The 15830-nt window shown below is 69.5% G+C and carries 18 protein-coding genes; 11 read left to right on the top strand and 7 right to left on the bottom strand.

Going from position 1 to position 15830, the window contains the following annotated elements:
- Positions 1-20: 20 nt before the first annotated feature.
- Positions 21-1196, bottom strand: a complete 1176-nt coding sequence (gene tuf, locus RSP45_RS09675; protein ID WP_415391763.1) for an elongation factor Tu — start codon at positions 1194-1196, stop codon at positions 21-23.
- 370 nt (positions 1197-1566) lie between these two features.
- Here tuf and RSP45_RS09680 point away from each other — a divergent pair, with 370 nt between their 5' ends.
- Positions 1567-2019 (top strand): c-type cytochrome, encoded by a 453-nt coding sequence (locus tag RSP45_RS09680; RefSeq protein ID WP_415391764.1) that lies wholly within the window; start codon positions 1567-1569, stop codon positions 2017-2019.
- Positions 2020-2024: 5 nt separating this feature from the next.
- The gene (locus RSP45_RS09685; RefSeq protein ID WP_415391765.1) at positions 2025-2603 is read left to right on the top strand and encodes a cytochrome b/b6 domain-containing protein; all 579 of its coding nucleotides are present in this window, start codon (positions 2025-2027) and stop codon (positions 2601-2603) included.
- A gap of 68 nt (positions 2604-2671) precedes the next feature.
- On the opposite strand, the gene parC is transcribed toward RSP45_RS09685, so the two are convergent.
- A complete protein-coding gene (parC, locus tag RSP45_RS09690) occupies positions 2672-4936 on the bottom strand; it encodes a DNA topoisomerase IV subunit A (protein ID WP_415391766.1) in 2265 nt (754 codons plus the stop codon).
- Between the two features lie 202 nt (positions 4937-5138).
- On the opposite strand from parC, the gene RSP45_RS09695 reads away from it, so the two are divergent.
- The 8 genes from RSP45_RS09695 (at position 5139) to RSP45_RS09730 (ending at position 10343) form a co-directional block, all read left to right on the top strand.
- Positions 5139-5483 carry an SH3 domain-containing protein gene (locus tag RSP45_RS09695; protein WP_073068860.1) on the top strand — a complete coding sequence of 115 codons (345 nt, stop codon included), beginning with the start codon at positions 5139-5141 and terminating at the stop codon, positions 5481-5483.
- A 3-nt stretch (positions 5484-5486) separates the two neighbouring features.
- Positions 5487-6305 (top strand): SDR family NAD(P)-dependent oxidoreductase, encoded by an 819-nt coding sequence (locus tag RSP45_RS09700; RefSeq protein ID WP_415391767.1) that lies wholly within the window; start codon positions 5487-5489, stop codon positions 6303-6305.
- A 30-nt stretch (positions 6306-6335) separates the two neighbouring features.
- On the top strand, positions 6336-6533 hold the full coding sequence (locus tag RSP45_RS09705; protein WP_415391768.1) for a twin transmembrane helix small protein: 198 nt from the start codon (positions 6336-6338) through the stop codon (positions 6531-6533).
- A 2-nt stretch (positions 6534-6535) separates the two neighbouring features.
- A complete protein-coding gene (locus tag RSP45_RS09710) occupies positions 6536-7126 on the top strand; it encodes a cob(I)yrinic acid a,c-diamide adenosyltransferase (RefSeq protein WP_073068857.1) in 591 nt (196 codons plus the stop codon).
- A 142-nt stretch (positions 7127-7268) separates the two neighbouring features.
- Positions 7269-8027 (top strand): electron transfer flavoprotein subunit beta/FixA family protein, encoded by a 759-nt coding sequence (locus RSP45_RS09715; RefSeq protein WP_415391769.1) that lies wholly within the window; start codon positions 7269-7271, stop codon positions 8025-8027.
- Positions 8027-8953: an electron transfer flavoprotein subunit alpha/FixB family protein gene (locus tag RSP45_RS09720; RefSeq protein WP_415391770.1), complete on the top strand. Its 927-nt coding sequence runs from the start codon at positions 8027-8029 to the stop codon at positions 8951-8953. The genes RSP45_RS09715 and RSP45_RS09720 overlap by 1 nt, the downstream gene beginning before the upstream one ends.
- Positions 8954-9065: 112 nt before the next feature.
- Entirely contained in the window at positions 9066-9941 is an 876-nt protein-coding gene (locus tag RSP45_RS09725; protein ID WP_415391771.1) for a 3-hydroxybutyryl-CoA dehydrogenase, read from the top strand.
- Positions 9942-10088: 147 nt separating this feature from the next.
- On the top strand, positions 10089-10343 hold the full coding sequence (locus RSP45_RS09730) for a hypothetical protein (RefSeq protein ID WP_415391772.1): 255 nt from the start codon (positions 10089-10091) through the stop codon (positions 10341-10343).
- Here the strand turns inward: RSP45_RS09730 and plsY are convergent.
- The 4 genes from plsY to RSP45_RS09750 form a co-directional block, all read right to left on the bottom strand.
- Positions 10340-10945, bottom strand: coding sequence for a glycerol-3-phosphate 1-O-acyltransferase PlsY (gene plsY / locus RSP45_RS09735; RefSeq protein WP_415391773.1), 606 nt, complete (start codon positions 10943-10945; stop codon positions 10340-10342). The genes RSP45_RS09730 and plsY overlap by 4 nt on opposite strands.
- On the bottom strand, positions 10938-12206 hold the full coding sequence (gene pyrC, locus RSP45_RS09740) for a dihydroorotase (RefSeq protein WP_415391774.1): 1269 nt from the start codon (positions 12204-12206) through the stop codon (positions 10938-10940). Before pyrC ends, plsY begins: the two co-directional genes overlap by 8 nt.
- Before the next feature lie 66 nt (positions 12207-12272).
- Positions 12273-13241 carry an aspartate carbamoyltransferase catalytic subunit gene (locus RSP45_RS09745; RefSeq protein WP_073065513.1) on the bottom strand — a complete coding sequence of 323 codons (969 nt, stop codon included), beginning with the start codon at positions 13239-13241 and terminating at the stop codon, positions 12273-12275.
- Between the two features lie 171 nt (positions 13242-13412).
- On the bottom strand, positions 13413-14045 hold the full coding sequence (locus RSP45_RS09750) for a YqgE/AlgH family protein (RefSeq protein ID WP_415391775.1): 633 nt from the start codon (positions 14043-14045) through the stop codon (positions 13413-13415).
- Positions 14046-14182: 137 nt separating this feature from the next.
- On the opposite strand from RSP45_RS09750, the gene RSP45_RS09755 reads away from it, so the two are divergent.
- Positions 14183-14983 carry a protein-disulfide reductase DsbD domain-containing protein gene (locus RSP45_RS09755; protein ID WP_415391776.1) on the top strand — a complete coding sequence of 267 codons (801 nt, stop codon included), beginning with the start codon at positions 14183-14185 and terminating at the stop codon, positions 14981-14983.
- Here the strand turns inward: RSP45_RS09755 and RSP45_RS09760 are convergent.
- Positions 14962-15792: a uracil-DNA glycosylase gene (locus RSP45_RS09760; protein ID WP_415391777.1), complete on the bottom strand. Its 831-nt coding sequence runs from the start codon at positions 15790-15792 to the stop codon at positions 14962-14964. The two genes, RSP45_RS09755 and RSP45_RS09760, sit on opposite strands and share 22 nt — an antisense overlap.
- Between the last annotated feature and the right edge of the window lie 38 nt (positions 15793-15830).

The raw sequence follows: 15830 nt of genomic DNA on the forward strand, positions 1-15830 counted from the left end.
TGGGGCGGTTGCCCCTTAGATCACTCGATGATCTTCGAGACCACGCCGGCGCCGACGGTGCGGCCGCCTTCGCGGATGGCGAAGCGCAGTTTTTCTTCCATCGCAATCGGGGCGATCAGCTCGACCTCGAACTTCAGGTTGTCGCCCGGCATCACCATCTCGGTGCCTTCCGGCAGCTTCACCGTTCCGGTCACGTCGGTGGTGCGGAAGTAGAACTGCGGCCGGTAGTTGGCGAAGAACGGGGTGTGGCGGCCGCCCTCTTCCTTGGTCAGGATATAGGCCTCGGCCTCGAACTTGGTGTGCGGCTTCACCGAACCCGGCTTGCACAGCACCTGCCCGCGCTCGACGCCGTCGCGGTCGATGCCGCGCAGCAGCGCGCCGATGTTGTCGCCGGCCTCGCCGCGGTCCAGCAGCTTGCGGAACATCTCGACCCCGGTGCAGGTGGTCTTCTTGGTCGGGCGGATGCCGACGATTTCCAGCTCGTCACCGACGTTGACCGCGCCGCGCTCGACCCGGCCCGTCACCACGGTGCCGCGGCCCGAGATCGAGAACACGTCCTCGATCGGCATCAGGAACGGCAGGTCCACCGCCCGCTCGGGGGTCGGGATGTAGTCGTCCACCGCCTTCAGCAGCTCGCGGATCGAGTTCTCGCCGATTTCCGGGTCGCGGCCTTCCAGCGCCGCCAGCGCCGAGCCCTTGATGATCGGCACATCGTCGCCGGGGTAGTCGTAGGAGGACAGCAGCTCGCGCACCTCCATCTCGACCAGCTCCAGCAGTTCCGGGTCGTCCACCTGGTCGACCTTGTTCAGATAGACGACCATGTAGGGGATGCCGACCTGGCGGCCCAGCAGGATGTGCTCGCGCGTCTGCGGCATCGGGCCGTCAGCGGCGTTCACCACCAGGATGGCGCCGTCCATCTGCGCCGCGCCGGTGATCATGTTCTTGACGTAGTCGGCGTGGCCGGGGCAGTCGACGTGGGCATAGTGGCGCGCGTCGGTTTCATACTCGACATGCGCGGTCGAGATGGTGATCCCCCGCGCCTTCTCCTCGGGCGCGCCGTCGATCTGGTCGTAGGCCTTGAAATCGCCGAAGTATTTCGTGATCGCAGCCGTCGTCGTCGTCTTGCCGTGGTCAACGTGACCGATCGTCCCGATGTTGACGTGCGGTTTCGTGCGTTCGAATTTTGCCTTTGCCATCGTGGCCTCCTGATCGTCGGGCGGGCCGGCTGGACGACGCGCCTCGCGTAAACATCGCCGCGATCTATAAGTGAGTCGCTGGAAAATCAAGGCGGGCGCGTGCGGCGGGCGCGGGACTGCGGCAGCATTGCGGCACCCCAGCCAGAGGGCGGGAAACCGTCCGCTCGCGGGGTCGCCACCAGGGGGTGCGCGCCCCGCCTCTGCAGCCCCGGCCGCGCCGGGAAAGCCCCGCGGATGCCCGTGTCATTTCAAGGCTCTGGGTAAAATCCGGCTGACGACTTCGTGATGCGCGCGCCGCGCTTCACGCTTGAGCCTCGGGGGCGGAGCCATCATTTTGGCGGCGCTTTTACATTTTTTAAGGAGCCATGAGATGCGCCTGATCCTCGCCGCCGCATTTGCCGTGACCCCCGCCCTTGCGCTCGCGCAGGACGACAGCGCCGTGCAGGACGCGCTCAAGGCGCGGCAGGGCTACATGGCCGCGATCTCGGCCAACATGGGACCGCTGGCCGCCATGGCCAAGGGTGACGTCGCCTATGACGAGGCGCAGGCGGTGTTCCACGCCAACAACCTGGCCGCCCTGGGCAATTACGAGGTCGAGATGCATTTCCTGCCCGACACCGCGCAGGGCCAGGTCGAGGGCAGCCATTCCCTGCCCAAGCTGTGGGACAACCTCGACGACGTGCGCGCCAAGCACGAGGACTTCAAGGTCGCAGCCGCGGCTGCGCCCGAGGGCGTCAAGGGCGGGCAGGCGCAGGTCGGCGCGGTGGTCCAGTCGCTGGGCGGCACCTGCAAGGCCTGCCACGACAACTATCGCGCCAAGTGACCGGGATGGAGCCGGTCCGCGAAAAGCTGTGGGATCCGGCGCTGCGGGCGTTCCACTGGCTGCTGGCGTTCTTCGTGATCGCCGCGTGGGTGCTGGGCAAGTTCGGCCCCGCGAACATGTGGCTGCATTTCTGGTGCGGCTATGCGGTGGCGGGGCTGCTGGTGTTCCGGCTGATCTGGGGCTTCGTCGGCCCAAAGCCCGCCCGGTTCCGCCATTTCCTGACCGGGCCGGGCAAGATGCTGCGCTATGCGCGCGGCATGTTCCGGCGGGTGCCGTCCTACTGGCCGGGGCACAACCCGCTGGGGGCGCTGTCGGTGATCGCCATGCTGCTGGTGCTGGCGGCGCAGGTCGGGTCGGGGCTGGTCTCGGACCCGGATGATTTCATCAACGTCGGGCCGCTGGCCGGGCAGGTCAGCCAGGCGACCTCGCGCGCGGCGGTGGGCTGGCACAATCTGGGCGCGGTGCTGATCCTGCTGCTGGTGATCCTGCATGTCGGCGTGATCCTGTTCTATCGCTTCTGGAAGCGCGAGGATCTGGTGCGGCCGATGCTGACCGGCTGGAAGCTGGTGCGGCGCGACGATTAAGCCGCCCGCGCCCGTCGCAACGAAGCCCGTCGCAACGAACAGGGCCGCCCACCGGGCGGCCCTTTGTGTCAGGTGAAACGGTTGTCGCGGGGGAAGCCGCGCGGGGCCATGCGGCCGGCGCTGGCGCGCTTGCCCAGCCATTCCGACAGGTCGGATTCCGTGCGGGTGCGCCCGGCCGGGTCCAGCCAGGACAACCCGGCCGACAGCGTGATGCATTTCGCATCCGACAGCCCGCCGTCCTTGAACTTCTGCAGGCGCACGCCCTTGCCGCGGGCCATTTCCGGCAGCTCGGACAGCGGGAACACCAGCAGCTTGCGGTTCTCGCCCACCACGGCCAGGTGGTCGCCCTCGACCCGGCGCACCAGCAACGCCTCGCCGTTCAGCACCTGCTTGCCGCTGCGGGTCTGGGCCAGGATGTCGGTCGCGTTCACGACGAAGCCGTCGCCGGCCTTCGAGGCGACGACGAACTGCTGATCCTCGCGCCAGGGGAACATGTCCAGCACCGCGGCGTCGTTGGGCAGGTCGATCATCAGCCGCAGAGGCTCGCCCAGCCCCCGCCCGCCGGGCAGGTTGTTCGCGGGCAGCGTGTAGAAGCGGCCGTTGGCGCCGAATACCATCAGCTTGTCGGTGGTTTCCGCGTGCAGCGCCATGAAGGGGCCGTCGCCGTCGCGGAACTTGAGTTCCGCATCCAGCGGCTGGTGGCCCTTGACCGCGCGGATCCAGCCCATGCGCGACAGGATCACGGTGACCGGCTCGCGCTCGATCATCGCGTCCATGTCCAGCGGCTGCACGTCCTCTGACGCGGTGATCTCGGTCCGGCGGACGCCGGCGGGGTTCGACTTGCCGAACAGCCCGCGGATCTCGCGCAGTTCCGAGGCGATGCGCCCCCATTGCAGCGCCGGGTCGGCGACCAGCGCCAGCAGCCCCTCGCGTTCCTCGGCAAGCCGGTCGCGCTCGGCCCGCAGTTCGATTTCCTCGAGCTTGCGCAGGGCGCGCAGGCGCATGTTCAGGATCGCCTCGACCTGCAGCTCGGACAGGCCGAACTCGGCCATCATCACCGCCTTGGGGTCGTCCTCGTGGCGGATGATCTCGATCACCCGGTCGAGGTTCAGATAGGCGACGATATAGCCGTCCAGCACCTCGAGCCGCGCCGCGATCTTTTCCAGCCGGTGGGTCGAGCGGCGCAGCAGCACCTCGCGCCGGTGGTCCAGAAAGGCGCGCAGCACCTCCTTGAGCGAACAGACCTTGGGGGTGCGGCCGTCGATCAGCACGTTCATGTTCAGGCTGAACCGGGTTTCCAGGTCGCTGACCCTGAACAGTGCCGCCATCAGCTGCGCCGGATCGACGCTGCGGGCGCGGGGTTCCAGCACGATGCGGATGTCCTCGGCCGATTCGTCGCGCACATCGGCGAGGATCGGGATCTTCTTGGTCAGCACCAGCTCGGCCAGACGCTCGATCAGCTTGGATTTCTGCACCAGATAGGGGATCTCGGTGACCACGATCTGCCAGGTGCCGCGGCCCAGATCCTCGATCACCCAGCGCGCGCGCAGGCGCATCGACCCGCGGCCGGTGCGGTAAGCCTCGGCCAGCGTCGCCGCATCCTCGACCAGCACGCCGCCGGTGGGGAAATCCGGGCCGGGCATGATGGTCATCAGGGTCTCGTCGCGGGCCTCAGGCGACTTGATCAGATGCAGGCAGGCGTCCACCACCTCGTGCAGGTTGTGGGGCGGGATATTGGTCGCCATCCCCACCGCGATGCCGCTGGCGCCGTTGCACAGCAGGTTCGGGAAGGCGGCGGGCAGCACCGCGGGCTCTTCCAGCGTGCCGTCGTAGTTGGGGCGGAAATCGACCGCGTTTTCGGCCAGCCCCTCCATCAGCGCCTCGGCCGCGGCGGTCAGGCGGGCCTCGGTATAGCGGCTGGCGGCGGGGCTGTCGCCGTCGATCGAACCAAAGTTCCCCTGCCCGTCCACCAGCGGATAGCGCATCACGAAAGGCTGGGCGAGCCGCGCCATCGCGTCATAGATCGCGCTGTCGCCATGCGGGTGATAGTTCCCCATCACGTCGCCGGAAATCTTGGCCGACTTGCGGAACGCCCCGGTCGGCGACAGCCGCAGCTCGCGCATCGCGTAAAGGATGCGGCGGTGGACCGGCTTCAGCCCGTCGCGGGCGTCGGGCAGCGCCCGGTGCATGATCGTGGACAGCGCATAGGTCAGATAGCGCTCGCCGATCGCGCGGCTGAGCGTTTCCGAGGTCGTCGCGTCGCCGTTCGCGGCCTCGGCCTCGGGGCCGGAGTCGTCGGGATCGCGCGGCGTGTCGTGTGGGTCTTTGCTCATGGCGCCTGACTACGCCTGCGCCGGGTTCCGGTCCAGACCGCCGAATAGTGGCAATTCCGCCACAGAGCCGGTCACGAATGGCGGAACTGCAACGGATCCAGGGAACGCGGCCCCCGCAAGCCGGGTTCTGCATGGTAATCCACCGCCGCAACCGGCATTCCGTCGCCCCGAAGCCAACAGCCGCCAGCCAGCCTAAATCGCCATGTTCCGCCTGATTGCCCTCGCCCTCACCTCGACCTTTGCGCTGCTGTTCCTGATCGGGACCAGCGGCGACCCGGTCGCTCCGGGTCCGGCGGTGATGTCGGCGGGGTTCATGGGCCGCGGCGCGGACGAGGCGGCGGACACCGCCCTGCAATATGTCGCCCGCCCGCATCAGGCGCTGAAGGCCAAGCCCGACAATGCCTCGGGTATCCTGCATATCCTGCCCTATGGCGCGCCGCTGCTGCCCATGGGCGAGACCGAGGGCGATTTCGTCAAGGTCCGCGACCGGGCCGGGCGGGTCGGCTTCGTGCGCAGCGACGTGCTGACCGCCGCCTTCCCCGGCTGAGATTTGCGCAGCGTCCTGATCACCGGCTGCTCGTCCGGCATCGGGCTGGATGCCGCGCGCCACCTGGGCCGCGCGGGCTGGCGCGTCATCGCCACCTGCCGCCGTGAACAGGACCTGGCCGCCCGCCGGGCCGAGGGGATGCTGGCGCTGCCGCTGGACCTGTCGGACCCGGGCAGCGTCGCCGCCTGCGCGCAAAAGGCGCTGGAGCTCGGCCCCGTCGACGCGCTGGTGAACAACGCCGCCTTTGCCCTGCCCGGCGCGGTCGAGGATCTGCCCCGCGACGGGCTGCGCGCGATCTTCGAGGCCAATCTGTTCGGCACCCACGACCTGACCCGCCGCATGATCCCGCATTTCCGCGACCGCGGCGCCGGGCGCATCGTCAATGTCAGCTCGGTGCTGGGGCTGGTCGGCATCCCCTGGCGCGGCGCCTATGTGGCGACGAAATTCGCGCTGGAGGGGCTGACCGATGTGCTGCGCATCGAGATGGAGGGCACCGGCATCCGGGTGATCCTGATCCAGCCCGGCCCGATCACTAGTCGCATCCGCGCCAATTCCATCCCGCATTTCGAACGCTGGATCGACTGGCAGGCCAGCCCCCGCGCCGGGCAATACCGCGACAGCCTGCTGCGGCGGCTCTATGAACCCGGCGGCAAGGACCGGTTCGAGCTGCCGGCCGCGGCCGCCAGCGCCGTGATCCTGCGCGCGCTGGAAGCGCCGCGGCCCCGCGCCCGCTACCGGCTGACCCGACCCACCACCATGGCGGAGATCGGGCGAAGGCTGCTGCCCACCGCGGCTCTGGACTGGTTCGCGCGGCGCAGCTAGTGTCGCCGCCAGCGAAAGGCACCCATTCCCATGCAGGACCAGCCCCTCTTCATCCTCGCGGCGCTCGCGATCCTCGTGGTCACGGTGATCCTGATGGTCGGCATCGGCGGCTTTGCCCGCGGTGGCGATTTCAACCGCAAGCACGGCAACCGCATGATGCGCTGGCGGCTCATCGCGCAGGCGGTGGCGGTGGCGCTGATCCTGATCTTCATCTGGCTGAGGGGCTGAACATGGTCGTTCTGAACCGCATCTACACCCGCACCGGCGACAAGGGCGACACCGCGCTGTCGGACGGATCGCGCGTCGCCAAGCACGACCCGCGGGTCGAGGCCTACGGCACCGTGGACGAGCTGAACGCCACGCTGGGGCTGGCGCGGCTGCATGCCGACGGGCCGCTGGCCGAGCAGCTGGCGGTGATCCAGAACGAGCTGTTCGACCTGGGCGCCGACCTGTCGCGCCCGCATATGGACCGCGACGGCGACGCCCCCTATCCGGTGCTGCGCACCGTGCAGGAACAGGTCGACCGGCTGGAAGCCGAGATCGACGCCATGAACGCGGCGCTGTCGCCGCTGCGCAGCTTCATCCTGCCCGGGGGCTCGGTGCTGGCGGCGCATCTGCATCTGTGCCGCACGGTGGCGCGGCGGGCGGAGCGGCGGGCGACGGAACTGGCGCAGGGGGGCGATGCCAACCCGGTGGCGGTGAAATACCTCAACCGGCTGTCCGACTGGATGTTCGTCGCCGCGCGGGTGGCCAATGCCGACACCGGCGACGTGCTGTGGGTGCCCGGCGCCTCGCGCGGGGGCAAGCCGGCGGCGGGGTGAACTGCCGCGCGGTGACTGCGCCAGTCCGCCGCAAGACGGCGAATGTCGCTTGCAGCCGCGCAAAGGGGCTTTAAACCAGCCCCGGCGACCGCTAAGCCATGCGCCGCATGTCATGGGATCATGAAACAGGGAGAGCAGCCGAATGAAGGTTCTCGTTCCGGTCAAGCGGGTGATTGACTACAACGTCAAGGCTCGTGTTAAGGCCGATGGGTCGGGGGTTGACCTCGCGAACGTGAAGATGTCGATGAACCCGTTCGACGAGATCGCGGTGGAAGAGGCGATCCGTCTGAAGGAGAAGGGGGCGGCGTCCGAGATCGTGGTGGTGTCGATCGGCGTCAAGCAGGCGGCCGAGACCATCCGCACGGCGCTCGCCATGGGCGCCGACCGCGGCATCCTGGTGGTGGCCGCCGACGACGTACACCAGGACATCGAGCCGCTGGCGGTGGCCAAGATCCTGGCCAAGGTGGTCGAGGAAGAACAGCCCGGGCTGGTGATCGCCGGCAAGCAGGCGATCGACAACGACATGAACGCGACCGGGCAGATGCTGTCGGCGCTGCTGGGCTGGGGGCAGGCGACCTTTGCGTCTGAAGTGGCGATCGAGGGCGATGCTGCCAAGGTCACCCGCGAGGTCGACGGCGGGCTGCAGACCATCTCGGTCAAGCTGCCGGCGGTGGTCACCGCCGACCTGCGGCTGAACGAGCCGCGCTATGCCTCGCTGCCCAACATCATGAAGGCCAAGAAGAAGCCGCTGGATGAAAAGACCGCCGCCGATTACGGCGTCGACGTCACCCCGCGGCTGACGGTGGTGTCGGTGCGCGAGCCCGAGGGCCGCAAGGCCGGGATCAAGGTCGGCTCGGTCGACGAGCTGGTGGCGAAGCTGAAAGAAGCGGGGGTGGTGTGATGGCGGTTCTGCTGCTGGGCGAAGTGACGGATGGGCAACTGAACCGCGACGCCACCGCCAAGGCGGTCAAGGCCCTGGCGCCGCTGGGCGAGGTGACGGTGCTCTGCGCCGGGGCCTCGGCCGCAGGGGCGGCGCAGGATGCGGCGAAGATCGCGGGCGTGGCGAAAGTGCTGGTCGCCGAGGATGCGCGCTACGGCCATCGCCTGGCCGAGCCGACCGCGGCGCTGCTGGTCAGCCTTGCGGGCGATTACAGCCACATCGCGGCGCCGGCCACCACCGACGCCAAGAACGTGATGCCGCGGGTGGCGGCGCTCTTGGACGTGATGGTGATCTCGGACGTGATGGAGGTGGTCGACGCCAACACCTTCGCCCGCCCGATCTATGCCGGCAACGCCATCCAGACGGTGAAATCCGCGGATGCCAAGAAGGTGCTGACCATCCGCACCGCCAGCTTCGACGCGGCGGCCGAGGGCGGCGCGGCCGCGGTTTCCGACGCGGCACTGGCCGAGGACCCGGGCCTGTCGTCCTGGGTCGAGGACAAGGTGGCGGCCTCGGACCGCCCCGAACTGACCTCGGCCAAGCGCATCGTCTCGGGCGGGCGCGCGGTGGGCTCGAAGGAGAACTTCGCCCTGATCGAGGCGCTGGCCGACAAGCTGGGCGCCGCGGTCGGCGCCTCCCGCGCCGCGGTCGATTCGGGCTATGCCCCGAACGACTGGCAGGTCGGGCAGACCGGCAAGGTGGTGGCCCCCGAGCTCTACATCGCCGCCGGCATCTCGGGCGCGATCCAGCACTTGGCGGGCATGAAGGACAGCAAGGTCATCGTCGCCATCAACAAGGACGAGGAAGCACCCATCTTCCAGATCGCAGACTACGGCCTGGTCGGCGATATCTTCACAGTCCTGCCGGAACTGACCGAGAAGGTCTGAGCCCGGACAAGACCGCAGTTTCCGCCCGGCGCCACCGGCCCGGGCGGTTACTGGTTGAACACCCAGCCCTGCCGGCCCTATCGTCGCGCAGTATTCCAAGGGAGAATGGCGCATGGCGGTGCAATCGGTGGGCGTGATCGGCGCCGGGCAGATGGGCAACGGGATCGCCCATGTCTTCGCGCTGGCCGGGTATGACGTGCTGCTGAACGACATCTCGGCCGAGGCTATGCAGGCGGCGGTCGCGACGATCGACAAGAACCTCGACCGGCAGGTCAGCCGCGGCAAGGTCTCGGCCGAGGACAAGGCCGCCGCCATGGCCCGCATCCGCACCACCACCGACATGGCCGACATCGGCGCCACCGATCTGGTCATCGAGGCCGCGACCGAGCGCGAGGACGTCAAGAACAAGATCTTCGAATCGGTGCTGCCGCATCTCAAGCCCGACACGATCCTGACCTCGAACACCTCGTCGATCTCGATCACCCGGCTGGCCAGCCGCACCGACCGGCCAGAAAAATTCATGGGGTTCCACTTCATGAACCCGGTGCCGGTGATGCAGCTGGTCGAGCTGATCCGCGGCATCGCCACCAACGAGGACACCTATCAGACGCTGGTCGGCGTCGTCGCTTCCCTGGGCAAGACCGCCGCCAGCGCCGAGGATTTCCCCGCCTTCATCGTGAACCGGATCCTGGTGCCGATGATGAACGAGGCGGTCTATGTGCTGTACGAGGGCGTGGGCAACGTCCGTTCCATCGACGAATCGATGAAGCTGGGGGCGAATCACCCGATGGGCCCGCTGGAGCTGGCCGATTTCATCGGGCTGGACACCTGCCTGGCGATCATGAACGTGCTGCACGACGGGCTGGCCGACACCAAATACCGCCCCTGCCCGCTCTTGGTGAAATATGTCGAGGCCGGCTGGCTGGGCCGCAAGACCGGCCGCGGCTTCTACGACTATCGCGGCGAAACCCCGGTACCGACGCGCTGAGCGGCCCCGCCGGACCGGGGGCCAGCCCCCGGACCCCCGGGATATTTGCGACCGCCCGAAGCCCGGTACGTGGGGGTGTTCGGAGGCACGGCGGAACCATTCCGCGGCGCCCCGCTTTCACCCCTGCGTAGCAGAAGGATGGGGCCCATGCGCGATTTCTTTGTCCGCTGGCTGGAACGGCTTGTCGATGTGATCGTGGTCATTGCCGCGATCGGGATCATTGCCGCCGCCGTGATCTCGATGAACCACCCGGCCGGCGGCCTGCATTCGCTCATCATGGTGCTGGTGGGCGGGTTCATCAACCTGACCCTGATCGCCGGGTTCATCTATCTGCAGATCGGCATCTACCACAACACCCGCCGCACCGCCGAGGCGGTCGAGGCGCAGCTGCACCGCCGCTAGCCGCGGCGCTTGCCGCCGCCGATCCGCGGCTCGGTCCCCGCCCGCAGCCGGGCGATGTTCTCGTGGTGGCGCAGGAAGATCAGCGCCGCCATGAACAGCGTCACCGCCGCCAGCCCGAGCTGCCCTGTTGCGAGCGCCAGCACCGGCGCCGATGCCGCCGCCACCAGCGCCGACAGCGACGAGATGCGGCTGAGCGCCGCGGTCAGCAGCCAGATCGCGCAGAGCCCCAGCCCCAGCGGCCAGGCCAGCGCAATCACCGTGCCCAGAAAGGTGGCGACGCCCTTACCGCCGCGGAACCCCAGCCAGACCGGGTAGAGATGGCCCAGGAACGCCGCGCCCCCTGCGACCAGCGCCGCGCCCTCGCCCCCAAGCCAGCGCGCCAGCAGCACCGCGGCGGCGCCCTTGCCGCCGTCCAGCAGCAGCGTGGCCAGCGCCGCGCCCTTGTTGCCGGTGCGCAGCACATTGGTCGCGCCGATATTGCCAGAGCCGATGCTACGCAGATCGCCAAGCCCCAGCGCCCGGGTCAGCAGCACCCCGAACGGCACCGAGCCCAGCAGATAGCCCAGCCCCGCCGCCGCCCCCAGCAGCATCGCATCAGCCATTCCCGAACACCCGCGCGCCGCCGACCCAGGTGCCCAGCACCCGCCCCTCCATCCTTGCGCCGTCGAAGGGGGTGTTCTTGGACTTGGAGTGCAGGGCGAAACGGTCGAGGATGAAGGGCGCATCCGGGTCGAACAGCACCAGATCGGCGGGCGCACCCACCGCCAGCCGCCCCGCATCCAGCCCCAGCCGCCGCGCCGGGTTCAGCGACATCGCCCGCCACAGCTGCGCCAGCCCGACGCCGCCCTGATGGTAAAGCCGCATTGCCGCCGGCAGCAGGGTTTCCAGCCCCACCGCGCCCGGGGCCGCGACCTCGAAGGGCAGGCGCTTGGCCTCTTCGTCCTGGGGGGTGTGGAAACTGCCGATCACGTCGATACGGCCCTCGGCCACCGCCTCGACCATGGCAATGCGGTCATCCTCGGAGCGCAGGGGCGGGGTCAGACGGAAGAAGGTGCGATAGTCGCCGACGTCGAACTCGTTCAGCGTCAGATGGTGGATCGAGGTGCCCGCGGTCACATCCAGCCCCGCTGCCCGCGCCCGGTCCAGCACGACCAGCGAATCGGCGGTGGTGATCTGGTCGGCGTGCCAGCGCACCCCCGTCGCCTCGACCAGCGCAAGGTCACGCTCCAGCCCCATGCGTTCCGCCAGCGGCGTGACCGAGGGCAGCCCGTAGAGCGAGGCGAACTTGCCGCTGGTCGCCGCCGCCCCGCGCGACAGCCCGGGATCCTGCGGATGGCCCACGATCAGCGCGCCAAGGTCGCGGGCATAGGTCATGCAGCGCGACAGCAGCTTGGTATTCTCGACCAACCGCACCCCGTCGGTAAAGGCCAGCGCGCCCACGTCGCGCAGGAACCCCATCTCGACCATCTCACGCCCCTCGCGGCCGCGGGTCAGGGCGGCCTGATGACGGATGCGCACCAGCTGCCCGGCGGCGCGGCGGGTGACGAACTCGAGCGATTCCGGCGTGTCGATCGGGGGCAGCGTGTCGGGACGCGCGACGATCGTGGTCACCCCGCCCGCCGCCGCCGCCAGCGCAGCCGAGCGCATGGATTCGCGGTGCCGCTCGCCCGGCTCGCCGATCTTGACGCCCCAATCGACGATCCCGGGCGCAAGACAGCGCCCGTCGCAGTCGATCACCCGCGCACCCTCGGGCGCATCGTCATCCAGCGCCACGATCACGCCGTCCTCGACGGTCAGGCTGCCGGGTTCGTCGCTCAGCGCCTCGGGGTCGATCAGCCGGGCGTTCTGGAAATGCAGGATCATGGTTTACGCGCCCGGAGTTCTTTCTGGTTCAAATACCCATGCGGCCGCAACGAAGGGGCCATGGCTTCAGACATAGGTCCCCTCCTCCGCCGCCCGCGCCCCGCGCTCGGCCCGCAGGTTGCGCGCCAGCAGGTCCATGGCGGCCATGCGCACCGCCACGCCCATTTCCACCTGGTGCTGGATCACGCTGCGGTTGATGTCATCGGCGATGGTGCCATCGATTTCCACACCGCGGTTCATCGGGCCGGGGTGCATGACGATGGCGTCGGGCTTGGCGAGCGCCAGTTTCTCGGCGTCCAGCCCCCAGCGGTGGTAATATTCGCGTTCCGAAGGGATGAAACCGCCGTCCATCCGCTCCTTTTGCAGGCGCAGCATCATCACCACATCGGCGTCGCGCAGCCCTTCCTCCATGTCGTGATGGACCTCGCAGCCCCATTCGCCCGCGCCCGAGGGCATCAGCGTCGCCGGCCCGACCAGCCGCACCCGGTTTTCCATCTTGCCCAGCAGGATCAGGTTGGAGCGCGCCACCCGCGAATGTGCAATGTCGCCGCAGATCGCCACGGTCAGCCGGTGCAGCCGCCCCTTGGCCCGGCGGATGGTCAGCGCGTCCAGCAGCGCCTGGGTCGGGTGCTCGTGCCGCCCGTCGCCGGCGTTCACCACCGCGCAATTCACCTTTTCCGCCAGCAGGTTGACCGCGCCGGAATGGGGGTGGCGCACCACCAGCAGGTCCGGCTGCATCGCGTTCAGCGTCAGCGCGGTGTCGATCAGGGTTTCGCCCTTCTTCACGCTGGACTGGGCGACGGCCATGTTCATCACATCCGCGCCCAGCCGCTTGCCGGCCAGCTCGAAGCTGGACTGGGTGCGGGTCGAGGCCTCGAAGAACAGGTTGATCTGCGTCAGCCCCTGCAGCGCGTCACCGTGTTTCACCGTGCGCCGGTTCAGCGCGACATAGGTCTCGGCCAGGTCGAGCAGCGTGGTGATCTCGGGGGGCGAGAGCTGTTCGACGCCAAGCAGGTGGCGGGCGCGGAACATCATGGCAGGCCTCCGGTTCACGACTGGAGTTCTCTATCGCAAACCGGGGCCGGGCGGGCAAGCGTCACCGTCGCCCGGGGGCCCGTCTGCCCCCCTCGCCGCCTGCTGCCGTCTTTGGTGCAAAAAATATCCTGGGGGGAGTCCCGCAGGGGCGGGGGGGCGAAGCCCCCCTTCTCAGGCCCGCCCCGCCGCCGACGACAGCGCCAGCGGGTCCACGCCCAGCGATTTCAGCGCATCCTGCCATTTGCGGGCGTTGTCGGCGCCGAAGACCAGCTCGTCGCGAGCCTCGGCGGTCAGCCAGCCGTTGGCCAGCATCTCGCTTTCCAGCTGGCCCGCGCCCCAGCCGGCATAGCCCAGCGACAGCACCGCCCGGTCGGGGCCGCGGCCCTGCACGATGTCTTCCAGGATGTTGCGGGTGGTGGTGACCCCCAGCGGCAGGCCGCCGATGCGGACCCGGCCCGAGCCCTCGTCATCGGGCACGCCCTCGGGCAGCGGGTGCAGCACGAAGCCGCGCCCGGGCTCGACCGGGCCGCCGAAATGCACCGGCACCAGCGGGTCGCGGCCCTCGGTCGGGATGCCCAGCTGGTCCATCAGCTCGGCAAAACCGATGCCGGGCAGTGGCTTGTTCAGCACGATGCCCATCGCGCCCTCGTCCCCGTGCGCGCAGATCAGCACCACCGCGTGGGAAAAGCGCGGGTCGGTCATCCCCGGCATCGCGATCAGCACCTTGCCGGTCAGATTGTCGCGGGGGATGGCGCCGCGAGCGTCGGCGGCGGCATCGGGGGCAGGCGTCGATTGGTCGGTCATGGCGCATCCTTTCCCCTGCAACATCGGCATCCGCCGCCCGCGGCGCAAGCCCGGCCGGCCGCAGGCGCCCCTGCTGCCGCAGGTCCATGGCGCAGTTGTGACTTTCCCCCCGCCGCCGCCGCACCTAGATCGGGGGCATGAGATGTCGTGCCGCCCTTGTCGCCCCGCTGCTGGCCGCGCTGCTGGCATCCCCTGTCGCCGTCGCCGCGCAGGAGCTGCCGCCCGGGCTGAAATCCGCCCGGCTGCTGCCCGCCTATCCCACCGCCGAGGGCACCTGGATGACCGCGCTGCGGCTGGAGCTGCAGCCGGGGTGGAAGACCTACTGGCGCAGCCCCGGCGACAGCGGCGTGCCGCCCGGCTTCGACTGGGACGGCGCCGGGAACATCGGCGCCGCCACGCTGCACTGGCCGGTGCCCGAGATCATCGAATCCGCCGGAGAGCGCACGCTGGGCTATCACGGCGCGCTGGTGCTGCCGATCGAGATCACACCGGAAGCCCCCGGCGCCCCGGTCACCGGCCGGGTCGGGGTCGAGCTGGGCCTGTGCGAAAGCATCTGCGTCCCCGCGCATCTGACGCTGGACGCCCCGCCCCTGGCCGATACCCCCGACCCGGGGATCGAGGCCGCGCTGGCGCAGGTGCCGCAGCCTCAGCCCGCGCTGCTGGACTGCCGGGTGACCGAGATCGAGGACGGGCTGCGCGTCGCCGTCTCGGCCCCCGCGACCGGCGGCAACGAGATCGCGGCGGCGCTGGAACATGACGGCGGCGAGATCTGGGTCTCCGCGCCCGAGCTCAGCGAAGCCGGGGGGCGGATCACCGCGACCTCGGATTTCGTGGCGCCCTCGGGCAAGCCGTTTGCGCTGGACCGGGGCGCCGTGCGGCTGACGCTGGTCGACGGGACCGGCGGCGCGGTCGAATATCAGGGCTGCGGGCCGGCCTGAAGCCGCGCCTGCAGCGACAGCAGGTCCGCCCAGGAATCGCGCTTGGCGATCGGGTTGCGCAGCACATAGGCGGGGTGCGCCATCGGCAGCACCGGGCGGCCGAAACCTTGCGTCCATTGCCCGCGAAGCCGCAGGATCCCCTGCTGCCCCAGCACCGCCTGGCAGGGGGTGTTGCCCATCAGCACCAGCACATCCGGCGCCGCCAGCTCGACGTGGCGGGCGACAAAGGGCAGCATCGCGTCGATTTCCGCCTGCTCCGGGCGGCGGTTGCCCGGCGGGCGCCAGGGCAGCACGTTGGTGATGTAGAGCGCGTGTTCGGCATCCACCGCCTGCCGCGACAGGCCGATGACGGCGAACATCTGGTCCAGCAGCTGCCCGGCGCGGCCGACGAAGGGGCGGCCCTGCCGGTCCTCTTCCTCGCCCGGGGCCTCGCCCAGGATCATCACCCGCGCGCCCGGGTTGCCGTCGGCAAAGACGAAGTTGCGGGCGCCGCGGCGGATCTCGAGCCCGTCGAAATCCTGCATCAGCGCCGCCAGTTCGGACAGGTTGCCGGCGCGGGCGGCCATCGCCGTGGCCTGCGCGGTCAGGTCGATCTCGGGCGCGGGCGCCGCGGCGGCGGGGGCGGCAGGCATCCCGGACAGCGCCGGCTGCGGGCTGGCCGGCGCGGGCGCGGGGGCAATCTCGGCGTAGCGGTCCACGGGGTCGTCGAGGATCGGCTCGTCCGCGCCCATCTCGCGCTGCCAGTCCAGCAGCGCCAGCGCGGTGGCGGCGTCCAGCGGCGTTCCCTTCCAGATCGGCTCGGCGGTCATGGGCGCAAGGCTAGGCGCAGGGACGCGCCGCCGCAATG

The organism is Paracoccus sp. SJTW-4 (assembly GCF_047716885.1).
In the GTDB taxonomy this organism is placed as follows: Bacteria; Pseudomonadota; Alphaproteobacteria; order Rhodobacterales; family Rhodobacteraceae; genus Paracoccus; species Paracoccus solventivorans.